We start from the raw sequence: 12,931 nt of genomic DNA, 5'->3' as shown, positions 1-12,931 counted from the left end.
GGCAGGTACCGGTCAGGACCACGCAGTGGGACGATGGAGGCATGGCCAGTCCCGAGCGCGAAGGCACACCGGTGCTCATCACCGAAGCGGCTCCTTCCTTCGAGGAGCAGCACGCCGCGCGCAAGCGCAAGTACGCGATCATGATGGGCGCCCGCATCCCGTGCCTCATCCTGGCGATGGTGTTCTACGAGACCTGGTGGCTGGCCCTGGCCCTGATCGTGCTGTCCGTGCCGCTGCCGTGGATGGCGGTGCTGATCGCGAACGACCGGCCTCCCCGCAAGGCGGAGAAGCCCAGCCGTTTCGCCCAGGAGCACCGCGCCCTCGAAGCCCGCGACCATCACGTCATCGACGGCTGAGAAACCCCCGGAGGCACCCCCGGTCGAACGGGTTGGGCGCCGACACCGGACACCGCCCGAGCCGCCGCACGCACACCGCCGAGCAGCGCCTCGCGCCGTGACGCCCCGGACAGCCACGCCGCCAGCAACCCGGCGTCGAACGCGTCACCGGCCCCGGTCGAGTCGACGCACTCGACGCCCTCGGCCGGCACCGACACCACGCCGTCCCGGTCCACCCAGCTCGCACCGTCCGCGCCGGACGTCAACGCCACCGCACCCACCACGTCCAGCAGCGCGGACGCCGAAGCGGGCGACGCCGAGCCGGTGAGCGCCACGAGTTCCTCGGTGTTGGGCAGCAGCACGTCCACCCCGCGCACGTCGTCCAGGAACCCGTCGTAGATCAACGCCGCCGACTGCGGGTCGACCGACGTGGTCAGCCCCGCGTCCCGGGCCGCCCGCAACGCCGCCACCCCGGCCGCCCGCGACGACGCGTCCAGCAGCACGTACCCGGAGAGGTGCAGGTGGGACGCGTCCCGCAGCAGCCCGGGGTCGAGGTCGTCGGGGGAGAACCGGGCGTTCGCGCCCCGGTCGGGCAGCATGCTCCGCTGGCCGGTGTCGTCCACCAGCACCACCACGCAGCACGTAGCCGCCTCGGGGTCGACCGCGAACGCGCACCGCACCCCGGCCGTCGTCAGCTCCGAGTGGACCTGCCGACCGGCGGAGTCCGCGCCGACGCGCGCCACCAGCACGGGTGACGTGCCGCAGGCGGCCAGCCACACCGCCGTGTTCGCGCCCGCACCTCCGGGCTCGATGGTCACCGACGCCCGCGAGTCGCCGCCGTGCACGATCGGCCCCGCGTGCCGGGCCACCACGTCCAGCCCGGCGTCGCCGACGACCACGATCCCCGTCACGCCGCCAGCTCCACGGCCACCCGCGCGGCCAACGAGGCGTTCGACACCACCAGGGCCTCGTTCGCGTCCAGGCTCACCCCGGCGCTCGCGGTGTGGAAGTGCTCCAGCAGCACCGGCGTGACCTCCTTGCCGTGCACGTCACGCTCGCGCAGCAGCTCCAGGCCCTCGGTCAGCAGCCGTTCGTGCAGGTCGGCGGCCATCTCGAACTCGACCGGGATCGGGTTGGCCAGCAGCACGCCCGCCGAACCCGGCACCGTCCGGTGCGCCGCCACGACCGCCGCCGCGTCCGCCACCGAATCCACCCGCCACGGCACGTCGAACTCCGACTCGCGCCGGTAGAACGCGGGGAACCGGTCCGTGCCGAAGCCGAGCACCGGCACGGACCGGGTCTCCAGCAGCTCCAGCGTCGCGCCCATGTCGAGGATCGACTTCACGCCCGAGCAGACCACCAGCACGGGTGTCGTGGCCAGCACGTCCAGATCGGCGGACACGTCCCACGTCTCCCGCGCGCCGCGGTGCACGCCGCCCAGACCGCCGGTGGCGAACACCCCGATCCCGGCCGCAGCCGCCAACGCCGCCGTGCTGGCGACCGTCGTGGCGCCGTCGCGCTTCAACGCGTACGCGGCGCCCAGGTCACGGCGGGACAGTTTCACCAGGTCGTTGGCCGGATCGCAGACGTAATCGAGTTCGGCGGGGGTCAGCCCGATCTTGGGCACACCGCCGAGCACGGCGATCGTGGCGGGCACCGCGCCCGCGGCGCGCACCACGCCTTCGAGCCGTTCGGCGACCTCGCGGTTGCGGCCGGGCGGTAGCCCGTGGGACAGGATCGTGCTCTCCAACGCGACCACCGGCCGGTTCTCGGCCAGGGCGGATCGGACTTCGTCGGTGATGCTCGGCGTACTCACGAGGGTCCATCATCCCAGGTACGCTGAGCCCGTGAGCACGCAGACTCTGCCCGAGGTGGAGACCCGGCCGGAAGGCACGGACCACACCGGGGACGACACCCCGAAGATGTTCCACTACGTGCGCAAGGCCAAGATCGCGGAAAGCGCGGTGATGGGCACGCACGTGGTGGCGTTGTGCGGCGAGGTGTTCCCGGTGACGAAGTCGCCCAAGCCGGGGTCCCCCGTCTGCCCGGATTGCAAGAAGATCTACGAGGGCCTGCCCAAGGGCGGCGGCGAGTAGACCTCCGCGGAAGTCCGACACCCCGGCGCGCCACCCGCGTGCCGGGGTGAGTCGTGCGATTCAGACACCGCGCGATTCGCGCTCGGGCCGCGGCTTCACCCGTTCCACCGGCAACGGCACCGTGTGGTTGGTGTCCGCCGGCGACGGCGCGGTGCCGGTAGCCGCAGCAGATCCGGCCGCACCGCCGGAACCAGCCGCCCCGCTCGGCCCGGCAGACCCGCTCGGCCCGGCAGACCCGCCCGAACCGCCCGAACCGCCCGAACCGCCCGAACCAGCAGACCCGCTCGGTCCGGCGGCGTCACCCCGCGACACCTGCCGCCCCTTGTCGGCCCGCCGCCGCTCGGCCGCCCGCTCGATCTCCAGCCGCTGCCACCGCCGCCGCTGCCGCCGGGTCATCCGCGCCGGCCACATCTCCTGCAACGCGCTGTTGAAGTAGGCGCCCAGCGTGATCGCCAGCCCGATCAGGTAGGCGAACAGCAGGAACGCGATCGGCGTCGCCAGCGCCCCGTACGTGTACCCGGTCGTCGTGATCCACTGGATGTACAGCCGCAGCCCGATGGACGACAGCAGGAACACCGCCATCGCCAGCACCGCCCCCGGCATCAGCCGGTGCCACGGCAGCTTGTTCGGCAGCGACACCTTGTAGAGCGTCGCCAACGCCACCACCAGCAGCACCGCGATGCCCGGGTAGTAGAACGCGCTCAGCCACGACTCGATGACCGGCTGCCACGAATCCGGGAACACCTGCGGCAGGAGGTCGGGGCCGAGGGCCAGCACCGGCAGGCCGACGATCAGCAGCACCAGGCTCGCCATGTACAGCAGCAGCGCGAAGATCCGCTGCCACACCTCGTTGCGCACCCCGTACTGGTCGTGCGCCGCGGTGATCGCGTCCACGAACGACGACATCGCCGACGACCCGGCCCACAGCGAGATCAGGAACCCGACCGAGACGATCTCGCCCTTGCCGGTGGTGAGGATCTGGTCGACGGTGGGCACGATCACCTCGTTGACCACGTCCTGGCTGAAGATCGTCCGGCAGGTCGAGATGATCCGGTCCTTGACCGCGCTGACGACCTCCGGCCCGAACCAGTCCCCGAGGTACCCGAGGCTGCCCAGCAATCCCAGCAACAGCGGCGGGAACGACAAGACCTGCCAGAACGCCGCCTCGGCCGCCTCGGAGAAGATGCTCCCCTCCCACGCCTTCGACAGCGTGCGCGCCAACAGACGCAGGGGCCCCTTGCGACCCGCGCTGCGTGCTGTCTCGTCCCTCGGCGAACCCATCGCAACATCAAGCATGGTGCATCCCGGGTGATTTCGCGGCATCGGCGCCCGTGTGCCGAGGGCGCAGCGGGTAGGCTGTCCATGCCCTCGACGGTCACCCGCACCGAGGGCATTTGCGTGTCCACCACCGCAACAGCGCCGCACGGACGCCGCACCACCCGCAGGGCACCGCCGCTGATCAGCGCAGAAGGGGTTTCGAGGTTGTCGCAACCGCAAGTCGCCACGACCCGTCCCCTCCGCGCCTGGCAGCGGCGCGCCCTCACCAAGTACCTGGCCGCGAAGCCCAAGGACTTCCTCGCGGTCGCGACCCCCGGCGCCGGCAAGACGACGTTCGGCCTGCGCGTCGCGGCGGAACTGCTGGCTGACCGCACGGTCGAGGCGATCACCATCGTCGCCCCCACCGAGCACCTGAAGCACCAGTGGTCGCAGGCGGCGGCCGACGTGGGCATCGCGATCGACTCGAACTTCCGCAACACCAACGCGGTGACGTCCCGCGACTACCACGGCGTCGCCCTCACGTACGCCCAGGTCGCGGCGCACCCGATGCTGCACCGGGTCCGCACGGAGAACCGCAAGACGCTGGTCCTGCTGGACGAGATCCACCACGGCGGCGACGCGAAGTCCTGGGGCGACGCGATCCGCGAGGCGTTCACGCCCGCCGTGCGCCGGCTGTGCCTGACGGGAACCCCGTTCCGCTCGGACGACTCGCCGATCCCGTTCGTCAGCTACGAACCGGGCCCGGACGGCGTCCAGCGCAGCCGCTCGGACCACTCCTACGGCTACGCGGACGCGTTGCGCGACGGCGTGGTCCGGCCGGTGATCTTCCTCGCCTACTCCGGTGAGGCGAGCTGGCGGACGAGCGCGGGGGAGGAGTTCTCCGCGCGGCTCGGCGAGCCGTTGACGCAGGAGCAGACCGCGCGGGCGTGGCGGGTGGCGCTGGACCCGACGGGGGAGTGGATGCCGTCGGTCCTCAAGGCCGCCGACATGCGCCTGACCCAGCTGCGCGAGGGCGGCATGCCGGACGCGGGCGGCCTGGTGATCGCCACCGACCAGACCGTGGCCAAGGCCTACGCGGAGATCCTGAAGCGGCACACGGGCCACGACGCGACCCTGGTGCTGTCCGACGACCCGAAGGCGTCCGGCCGGATCGCCGAGTTCGGCGCCACCCGGGACCGGTGGATGATCGCCGTCCGGATGGTGTCGGAAGGCGTGGACGTGCCGCGGCTGGCCGTCGGCGTGTACGCCACCAGCGCGTCGACGCCCCTGTTCTTCGCCCAGGCCGTCGGCCGGTTCGTGCGGCAGCGCGCCAAGGGCGAGACGGCCAGCGTCTTCGTGCCCAGCGTGCCCGTCCTGCTCGGCCTGGCCAGCGAGCTGGAGCAGCAGCGCGACCACGTGCTCGGCAAGCCGCACCGCGAGAAGGACGGCTGGGACGACGAGCTGCTGGCCCAGGCGAACCAGGTCAAGGACGAGCCGGGCGAGGAGGAGCGGGCGTTCACCGCCCTCGGCGCGTCGGCCGAACTCGATCAGGTGATTTACGACGGCTCCTCGTTCGGCACGGCGGCGTTCGCGGGGAGTGACGAAGAGCAGGAGTACCTCGGCCTGCCGGGTCTGCTGGAACCCGATCAGGTGCGCGCGCTGCTGCGGCAGCGGCAGGAGAAGCAGCTGGTCGAGGCCGGCAAGCGCCCGGTCGCCGCGCCGCCTCCGCCCGCACCGGCCCGCGCGGCCGGCGTGCAGGAACGGCTGGCCCAGCTGCGCAAGGAGCTCAACACCCTGGTGGCCATGCACCACCACCGCACCAAGAAGCCGCACGGCAAGATCCACAACCAGCTGCGCGAGTACTGCGGGGGTCCGCCGACCGCGATGGCCAGCATCGAGCAGCTCGAAGAGCGCATCGCCACGCTGCGCTCTTGGTGACCTGGTGTAGCCAACTGCGACATTAGGCGTAGTCAGATGACCGTTCGGTTACCTCGTCGTTAGCGCATCGTGCCTACTTGACCGGTCAAGTGTGCTTCCGGTCACCGCCTGTCCCGGCATACGTTGTGCGCCACAACATTTTCGCTTCTGCGTGAAAGGGATGGCGGATGCGCAGCAAGAGCCTCGCTCTCATCGCCGTTGGCACCGGCCTCGCCGTGGCCATGACGGCATGTGGCGCCAACACGTCCACCGGTGGCAACACCACGGACACCAACACGAACAGCGGCTCGGGCGGCGCGAAGGTCGGCGTCATTCTCCCCGAGACCGCCAGTTCCGCACGCTGGGAAGGTTTCGACAAGCCGCTGCTGGAGAAGGCGCTCAAGGCCGAAGGCCTCGAAGCCGACATCCAGAACGCCCAGGGCGACGTCCAGAAGTTCTCCACCCTCGCCGACGGCATGATCAACGCCGGGGTCAAGGTCCTGATCATCGCGACGCCCAACAGCGAGATCGGCGCGACGGTCGCGAAGAAGGCCGAGGCGCAGGGCATCCCGGTCATCGACTACGACCGGCTGAACCTGGGCGGCAGCTCGAAGTACTACGTCTCGTTCGACAACGTGAAGGTCGGCGAGCTCCAGGGCGAGGGCATGGTCCAGGGCCTGGCCGCGCTCGCGCCGGGCAAGAAGCCGGCCGAGATCATCGAGATCGAGGGCGCGCCGACCGACAACAACGCCACCCTCTTCCACCAGGGCCAGAAGAAGGTCCTGGAGCCCAAGTACGCCTCGGGCGACCTCAAGCTGGTCCAGTCCCAGCCGATCGACAACTGGGACAACCAGAAGGGTGGCACCACCTTCGAGCAGATCCTGACCGGCAACGGCCAGAAGGTCGACGGCGTCGTCGCCGCCAACGACGGCCTCGCGGGTGCGGTCATCACCGTGCTGAAGAAGTACGGCCTGAACGGCAAGGTCCCGGTCACGGGCCAGGACGCCACCCCGGAGGGCCTCCAGGCCATCCTGCGCGGCGACCAGTTCATGACCGTGTTCAAGCCGATCAACGAGCAGGCCGAGGCGACCGCCAAGCTGGCCGCGGCGCTGGCCAAGGGCGACACGGCGGCGGCCGACAAGCTGGCCACCGGCGTCACCAAGGACACCAAGGGCAACCGCGACGTCAAGTCGGTCCTGCTGCCCGCTCAGCTGATCACCAAGGACAAGGTCAAGACGGTCGTGGACGCGGGCTTCGTCAAGGCGACGGAGATCTGCGCCGGCGACCTGGCCGCCGTCTGCACCGAGCTCGGCATCAAGTAGTCCAGCTCGCGCCGGGGCGGGGTGTGGGAGACGCACCCCGCCTCGGCGCGCCCACCCGTGTGTGGGGCAAAAAAGGGTTAGACGGAGGAAATCCAGTGAGCGAGCCGATCCTCGAACTTCGCGGCATCAACAAGAGTTTCGGTCCCGTGCACGTCCTGCACGACATCGACTTCGACGTGCACCCCGGCCAGGTCACCGCCCTCGTCGGCGACAACGGCGCGGGCAAGTCGACGTTGGTCAAGTGCATCGCGGGCATCCACCCGACCGACTCCGGTCAGGTCCTGTTCAACGGCGACGAAGTGCACATCCACGGGCCGCGCGACGCCGCGAACCTGGGCATCGAGGTCGTCTACCAGGACCTCGCGCTGTGCGACAACCTCGACATCGTCCAGAACATGTTCCTCGGCCGGGAACGCGGCAAGCTCGGCATGCTCAACGAAGCCGACATGGAGCAGGCCGCCCGCACGACCCTGACCTCGCTCTCGGTCCGCACGGTCAAGTCGGTGCGCACGCAGGTCGCGTCGCTGTCCGGTGGGCAGCGCCAGACCGTCGCCATCGCCAAGGCCGTGCTCTGGAACAGCAAGGTCGTGCTGCTGGACGAGCCGACCGCGGCGCTGGGCGTCGCGCAGACCCGCCAGGTCCTCGACCTGGTCCGGCGACTCGCCGAGCAGGGCCTGGGCGTGGTGCTGATCAGCCACAACATGAACGACGTGTTCGAGGTCGCGGACCGCATCGCGTGCCTCTACCTCGGCCGGATGGCAGCCGAGGTGAACACCAAGGACGTCACCCACGGCCAGGTGGTCGAGCTGATCACCGCCGGGCGCTCCGGGGACCTGGGCATCGCCCGCCCCGAGACCGCCACCATCTGATGTCCGCCAGTGACGGCCGCCCGCCCGGCCAAGCACCCCACGACGAGGAACGCAGCATGTCCAAGACCACCAGCGAGACGTCCCCGCAGGACACCCCGCAGGGCGCCGCAATCTCCGACTTCGGCATCGACACCACCTCCCAGTCCACCGGTGAGGCGGCGCGCGACTACGTGGCCCGACTGCGCGGCGGCGAACTGGGCTCCCTGCCCGCGCTGCTCGGCGTGATCGTGCTGCTCATCGTGTTCAGCTCGCTGGCCGACACCTTCCTGACCCTCGGCAACATCGCGAACCTGCTCGCCCAGGGCGCGAGCGTCGTGATCATCGCGATGGGCCTGGTGTTCGTCCTGCTCCTGGGCGAGATCGACCTGTCCGCCGGCACCGCGTCCGGTGTGTGCGCCTCGGTGATGGCGCTGCACCTGGTCAAGGGCGGCAACCTGCTCGGCGGCATGGGCGACACCGTCTTCTACCTGTTCTGCGGCATCCTCGTGCTGGCCGCCGTGTTCGCGGCCATGATGCGGATCTGGGCGGGCACGGCGCTGTCGCTGGTGGCGCTGGGCATCGCACTGTTCGGCGTGCCGGCCAACGCGTGGGTCGAGATGCTGCTGGCCGTCTGCGTCGGTGCCGCCATCGGCTCCATCACCGGCTTCCTCGTCGCCCGCGTCGGCATCCCGTCGTTCGTCGTGACCCTGGCGCTGTTCCTGGCCTGGGGCGGCGTCATCCTCCAGTTCATCGGTCAGGGCGGCACGCTCGGCCTGAACGACGACACGCTGTTCAACGTGGCCAACGGCAACCTGAGCACCGCGGGCTCGTGGGCGCTGTTCGTCCTCGCGACCGGCGGCTACGCGGCGGTCGTGCTCGGCCGCCACTTCAGCCGGCTGCGCCGCGGCCTGGTCGCGTCGCCCACCCCGATGGTGCTGGCCAAGGTCGGCGCGGTCGTGCTGCTGGCCGCGGTCGCCACCTACGCGTTGACGCTGAACCGCTCGCAGAGCAGCGTCGTGGTGATCACGGGCGTGCCGTTCGTGGTGCCGATCGTGCTCGTGCTGCTGGTCATCGGCACGTTCGTGCTCGAACGCACCCGCTACGGCCGGCACGTCTACGCCGTCGGCGGCAACAAGGAAGCGGCCCGCCGCGCCGGCATCAACGTGGCGCAGATCCGGATGAGCGTGTTCGTGATCGCCTCCACGCTGGCGGCCATCGGCGCGATCGTCTACTCGTCGAAGGTCGGCTCGGTCGACCCGAACGCCGGTGGCGGCAACACGCTGCTGATGGCGGTCGGCGCGGCCGTGATCGGCGGCACGTCGCTGTTCGGCGGCAAGGGCAAGCTGCGCGACGCGGTCATCGGTGGCGCGGTGCTCGCGATCATCCAGAACGGCATGGGCCTGCTCAAGCAGCCCGCCGCCGTGGTGTTCATCGTGACCGGCCTCGTCCTGCTGCTCGCCGCGAGCGTCGACGCGCTGTCCCGCCGCCGGGCGGCCACCACCGTCCGCTGACGTGAGCACACCGACCGCGGGAGCACGACCCGACGAGGTCCGCAGGCACAACCGCACGGCGCTGCTGCGCCGGCTGCACGTGGACGGCCCGTCCACCAGGGCGTCGCTGGCGGCTGAGCTCGGTCTCAACCGCAGCACGATCAAGGCCCTGGTGGACGGCCTGGCCGAGTCCGGGGTGGTGGCCGAGCGCGTGCCGGCCCAGCGCTCCGGCGCGGGCCGCCCGTCCCTGCTCGTGCTGCCGCAGCCGCACGCCGCGGTCGTGATGGCCATCGACGTCCGCGTCGAGCAGGTGGCGATGGCCATGGTGGGCCTCGGCGGGGACATCCTCGGCCGGGACTCGTGGAACCTGCACCACCGGTCCCGCGACCCCGGCGAGGTGATCACGCACGTCGCCGACTCGGCGAAGCTCCTCGCCGACGAGCTCGACGTGCAAGCAGTCGGTGTCGGAGTCTCCGTGCCCGGCGTGGTCCGGCGTGCGGACGGGCTCGTGCACGAGGCGCCCAACCTGCACTGGACCGACGTGGCGCTGGGCGAACGGCTGTCGTCGGTGCTCAAGGTGCCCGTCCAGGTCGGCAACGACGCCGAGCTGGGGGCACTGGCGGAACACGTGCGCGGCGCGGCCCGCCAGTCGTCCGACGTGGTCTACATCTCGGCCGACGTCGGCATCGGCGGCGGCGTGATCTCCAACGGCCAGCCGTTGCGCGGCACCGGCGGCTACGTGGGCGAGCTGGGGCACATGGTCGTGCGCCCCGGCGGCAGGCGTTGCTACTGCGGCTGTCAGGGCTGCTGGGAGACCGAAGTCGGCGAGGCCGCGCTCTGCCGTGCGCTGTCCCTGCCCGAGGACTCGCCGCGCGGCACCGTGGTGGCCGAGCTGCGGTCGTTGGCCGGGTCGCCGGACAGCGTGGCGCACCGGCTCGGCGAGTTCACCGAGTGGCTGGCCATGGGCCTGGTCACCGTGGTCAACATGCTGGGACCGGAACTGGTGGTGCTGGGCGACCTGTTCACCGCGCTGCCCGAGTCCATGGTCGACCAGCTCCGGCGCACCGTGCAGAAGCGATCCCTGGTGTCCCGCGCCGTCGGCGGCACCCGCATCGTCTCGTCGCCGTTGGGCCGTGACGCCAAGCTGATCGGCGCCGCCGAACTCGCCTTCGAGCCCGTGCTCGGCGAGGTCTGAGCGGCACCGCAGCTCCGTGCCCTGCTGCTCCGTGCCCCGCAGCTCCCTGCACCGCGACTTCCCGCACCGCGACTCCAGCACCGCGACTCTCCGTGGCGTGCAACGGACTCCGCGTCAACGTCCGCCGGCGTCGGGAAGCCTTCAGACGGCCCAGGAAAATGCAGGGGGGCGGGGACCCTCTCGGATCCCCGCCCCGGACGGCTAGGGTGCTACGAGCCCAGTCAGGGCTCGTGGTGGTCAGCCCTGCTGCAGCTCGGCAGCGAGTTCGCGCAGCTTGGTGCTGTGCTCACGGGCGTGGTGCCCGCAGAACAGCAACTCGCCCCCGGAGGGGAGCACGGCGCGAACCTGGGCAGCAGCCCCGCAGCGGTCGCAGCGGTCGGCAGCGGTCAACGCGGGGCGGGTGAGCGTCGTAGTCATGGAAATCTCCCTCCGTCCCGGCACCGGGGATCGGTGCCCTCACACCTAGCTGCGACCACTTCGCATCTGGCGGGTGCGCCGTGTTCGCTGCCTTCACTCTTGCAGACGTTCGGGCGGAAGTCAGTGTTCCCCTGACCGTGGCGACCCGCGTCACTCGTCATTTACCCGGCGTCGGAGTGGTCCGAACCTCTGGGTTCCACCGGATCGAACGGTCCGTGCTCACGTTCCGCTGTCGTGGCAACGGTTTCATGACCTGCTGATACGGCGTTGGACGCACACTCGTTGGGCCAAAAGGTGGGTCACCGGGGGTCGGAGCTGTGATCGGTAACACTTTGGTCAGCCCAGAGCGAACACGGCTCCCGATTCCACGATCCGGACACGATCAGGACACGATCGGCCGGTTCACGATCCTTTCCCCCACCCGTCAGATGGTCACGCGACGACCGTCGAACCGCGTCAGCCCGAACGAGGCGTCCTCGTGGCCGACCCGCACGTGGTCCCGCAGGATGCCGATGCCGACCGACTCGCCGAGCCGCACGGACTCGGTGAAGTCGGACCGCCAGTGCACGCCCGCCATGTTCCGGCCGGTCGCGATGTTCGCCGCGACCTTGTCCAACTCGCCGCCGACGGTGAGCGCGTCGCCACCCGTGTACGGGACCAGGGCCGTGCCGTCGGCGTTCGGCACGACGGGATTGGGCAGCACCCAGGACTCGTCGAACCACGCCTTCAGCACCGTGACGCACGCCCCCGCGACGGTCGCGTGACCCGAGCCGTACGACGGGTGCGTCGGCGAGCCCTCCGGGAACGCCTGCGGCAGCAGGTACGACCCGTGCTTCTCGTGGGTGAGCTTGACCGCCTCCGAGTCCAGCACCTCGCGGTCGATCATGTCGTAGTCGCGCAGCCCGGACAGGTGCGCGTGGACCCGTCCGCCGAAGGCCTCCGGCCGCAGCCGCCGGTGCACGAACCACTTCTGGAACCACACCGCCTTCAACGCCCTCGTCGCCACCTCCGTCACCAGCGACAGCAGGTGGGGCGCACCGTAGGTGCCGAAGCCGACCTGGTTCACCGAGTGCTCGTACGGGTTGCCGGTGTCGACCGGCGCGCCCAGGTCGAGCAGGATCAGCGCCGCGTTCAGGTACGCCTGGTACAACGCGTCGAAGTGCACGTAGTTGCCCAGGTCACGGGGTGTGCGCAGGTACCGGCGGTTGACGTGGTCCCGTTCGATGCCGGGCACCCGGGCGCCCTCCTGCACCGCCCGCCACTCCTTGAAGTCGGTCAGGAAGTCGCGGTCCGGCCGCACGGTGTCGTGCAGCTGCGGGATGCGCAGCGTGCCGTACTGGATGTCGCGCAGCAGGAACTGCGACAGGAACGGTCCCCGCAGGTCACCCCTGGCGTGGCCGCGGAAGATCGTGTCGGGCGTGACCCGCCCGCCGACCTTCGGCGCCCGGTAGTCGCTCAACCGCGACAACTCGTCCGCCGCTTCCGCGATCAGCGGGTCGGTGTCGTACGCGGTGAACGGGACGTCCCTGGTCAGCGCCATCCAGTACAGCTCGACCATCTCGGCCGAGTTGCGCGGGCTGTCGATGCGCGGCGCGGGCGGCATGGCCAGCGACTGCGCGTCCGGGCCCTCCAGGTCGAACGCCAGGCCGGACTGCGGGTTGGTGAACCGGGTGCCCTGGTCGAGCGGGATGCGCTCGAAGTCCTCGGACCGCCCGGTCGCCAAGGCGCGCAACATCGTGTTGTAGGCCTCGGACTGGACCTCGCCGACCTTGTCGTGCGGCAGGCCCTTGGAGTAGTTGGCGACGTACGGGTAGTCGCCTTCCTCCCCGTTGTTCGCGTGCTCCGGCCACTGGTGCCGGTCGAGTGCCTCGGCCGCGGCGAGGCGTGAAAGGCGTGCGTCAGTGCGACGTTCACTCATGGTTCTCCCCCTGCACGGCGCGTCCCCAATGCTGCCCCCCGGCAGCTGCGCCACTTCCAGGACAGCACGGAGAGTGATCGTTAGCAGTCCTCCGATCGGGTGACATTGCGGCAAAAGAACAAGGGCCCCGCCGGTG

At 70.6% G+C, this 12,931-nt stretch carries 12 protein-coding genes; 7 read left to right on the top strand and 5 right to left on the bottom strand.

Features of this window, described 5'->3' with window-relative positions:
* The first annotated feature begins 41 nt into the window (after positions 1–41).
* Positions 42–356 carry a DUF3099 domain-containing protein gene (locus tag OQ02_RS05035; RefSeq protein ID WP_033437089.1) on the top strand — a complete coding sequence of 105 codons (315 nt, stop codon included), beginning with the start codon at positions 42–44 and terminating at the stop codon, positions 354–356.
* On the opposite strand, the gene OQ02_RS05030 is transcribed toward OQ02_RS05035, so the two are convergent.
* The gene (locus tag OQ02_RS05030) at positions 338–1,246 is read right to left on the bottom strand and encodes a carbohydrate kinase family protein (protein WP_033437088.1); all 909 of its coding nucleotides are present in this window, start codon (positions 1,244–1,246) and stop codon (positions 338–340) included. The genes OQ02_RS05035 and OQ02_RS05030 overlap by 19 nt on opposite strands.
* Positions 1,243–2,151 carry a pseudouridine-5'-phosphate glycosidase gene (locus tag OQ02_RS05025; protein WP_033437087.1) on the bottom strand — a complete coding sequence of 303 codons (909 nt, stop codon included), beginning with the start codon at positions 2,149–2,151 and terminating at the stop codon, positions 1,243–1,245. Before OQ02_RS05025 ends, OQ02_RS05030 begins: the two co-directional genes overlap by 4 nt.
* Before the next feature lie 31 nt (positions 2,152–2,182).
* Between OQ02_RS05025 and OQ02_RS05020 the strand changes: the two genes are divergently transcribed.
* Positions 2,183–2,431, top strand: coding sequence for a DUF3039 domain-containing protein (locus tag OQ02_RS05020; protein ID WP_033437086.1), 249 nt, complete (start codon positions 2,183–2,185; stop codon positions 2,429–2,431).
* A 60-nt stretch (positions 2,432–2,491) separates the two neighbouring features.
* On the opposite strand, the gene OQ02_RS05015 is transcribed toward OQ02_RS05020, so the two are convergent.
* Positions 2,492–3,727 (bottom strand): YihY/virulence factor BrkB family protein, encoded by a 1,236-nt coding sequence (locus OQ02_RS05015; RefSeq protein WP_156076888.1) that lies wholly within the window; start codon positions 3,725–3,727, stop codon positions 2,492–2,494.
* A 186-nt stretch (positions 3,728–3,913) separates the two neighbouring features.
* On the opposite strand from OQ02_RS05015, the gene OQ02_RS05010 reads away from it, so the two are divergent.
* The 5 genes from OQ02_RS05010 to OQ02_RS04990 all read left to right on the top strand — a co-directional run bounded on the left by OQ02_RS05010 (position 3,914) and on the right by OQ02_RS04990 (position 10,460).
* Positions 3,914–5,626: a DEAD/DEAH box helicase gene (locus tag OQ02_RS05010; RefSeq protein WP_033437085.1), complete on the top strand. Its 1,713-nt coding sequence runs from the start codon at positions 3,914–3,916 to the stop codon at positions 5,624–5,626.
* Positions 5,627–5,793: 167 nt separating this feature from the next.
* Complete coding sequence (locus OQ02_RS05005) at positions 5,794–6,927, top strand: sugar ABC transporter substrate-binding protein (protein WP_033437084.1); 1,134 nt, start codon at positions 5,794–5,796, stop codon at positions 6,925–6,927.
* 95 nt (positions 6,928–7,022) lie between these two features.
* Positions 7,023–7,796 (top strand): ATP-binding cassette domain-containing protein, encoded by a 774-nt coding sequence (locus OQ02_RS05000; protein ID WP_033437083.1) that lies wholly within the window; start codon positions 7,023–7,025, stop codon positions 7,794–7,796.
* A 56-nt stretch (positions 7,797–7,852) separates the two neighbouring features.
* Positions 7,853–9,286, top strand: coding sequence for a sugar ABC transporter permease (locus tag OQ02_RS04995; protein WP_033437082.1), 1,434 nt, complete (start codon positions 7,853–7,855; stop codon positions 9,284–9,286).
* Between the two features lies 1 nt (position 9,287).
* Positions 9,288–10,460, top strand: coding sequence for an ROK family transcriptional regulator (locus OQ02_RS04990; RefSeq protein ID WP_033437081.1), 1,173 nt, complete (start codon positions 9,288–9,290; stop codon positions 10,458–10,460).
* 237 nt (positions 10,461–10,697) lie between these two features.
* Here the strand turns inward: OQ02_RS04990 and OQ02_RS04985 are convergent, their stop codons facing one another.
* On the bottom strand, positions 10,698–10,877 hold the full coding sequence (locus OQ02_RS04985) for a DUF7455 domain-containing protein (protein WP_015800348.1): 180 nt from the start codon (positions 10,875–10,877) through the stop codon (positions 10,698–10,700).
* Between the two features lie 424 nt (positions 10,878–11,301).
* Positions 11,302–12,795 carry a vanadium-dependent haloperoxidase gene (locus tag OQ02_RS04980; RefSeq protein WP_033437080.1) on the bottom strand — a complete coding sequence of 498 codons (1,494 nt, stop codon included), beginning with the start codon at positions 12,793–12,795 and terminating at the stop codon, positions 11,302–11,304.
* Between the last annotated feature and the right edge of the window lie 136 nt (positions 12,796–12,931).

The sequence above is a fragment of the Saccharothrix sp. NRRL B-16314 genome (assembly GCF_000716595.1).
Lineage (GTDB): Bacteria > Actinomycetota > Actinomycetes > Mycobacteriales > Pseudonocardiaceae > Actinosynnema.
Note: the sequence above shows the minus strand (reverse complement) of the source record. Positions and strands in the feature narration are given on the sequence as shown.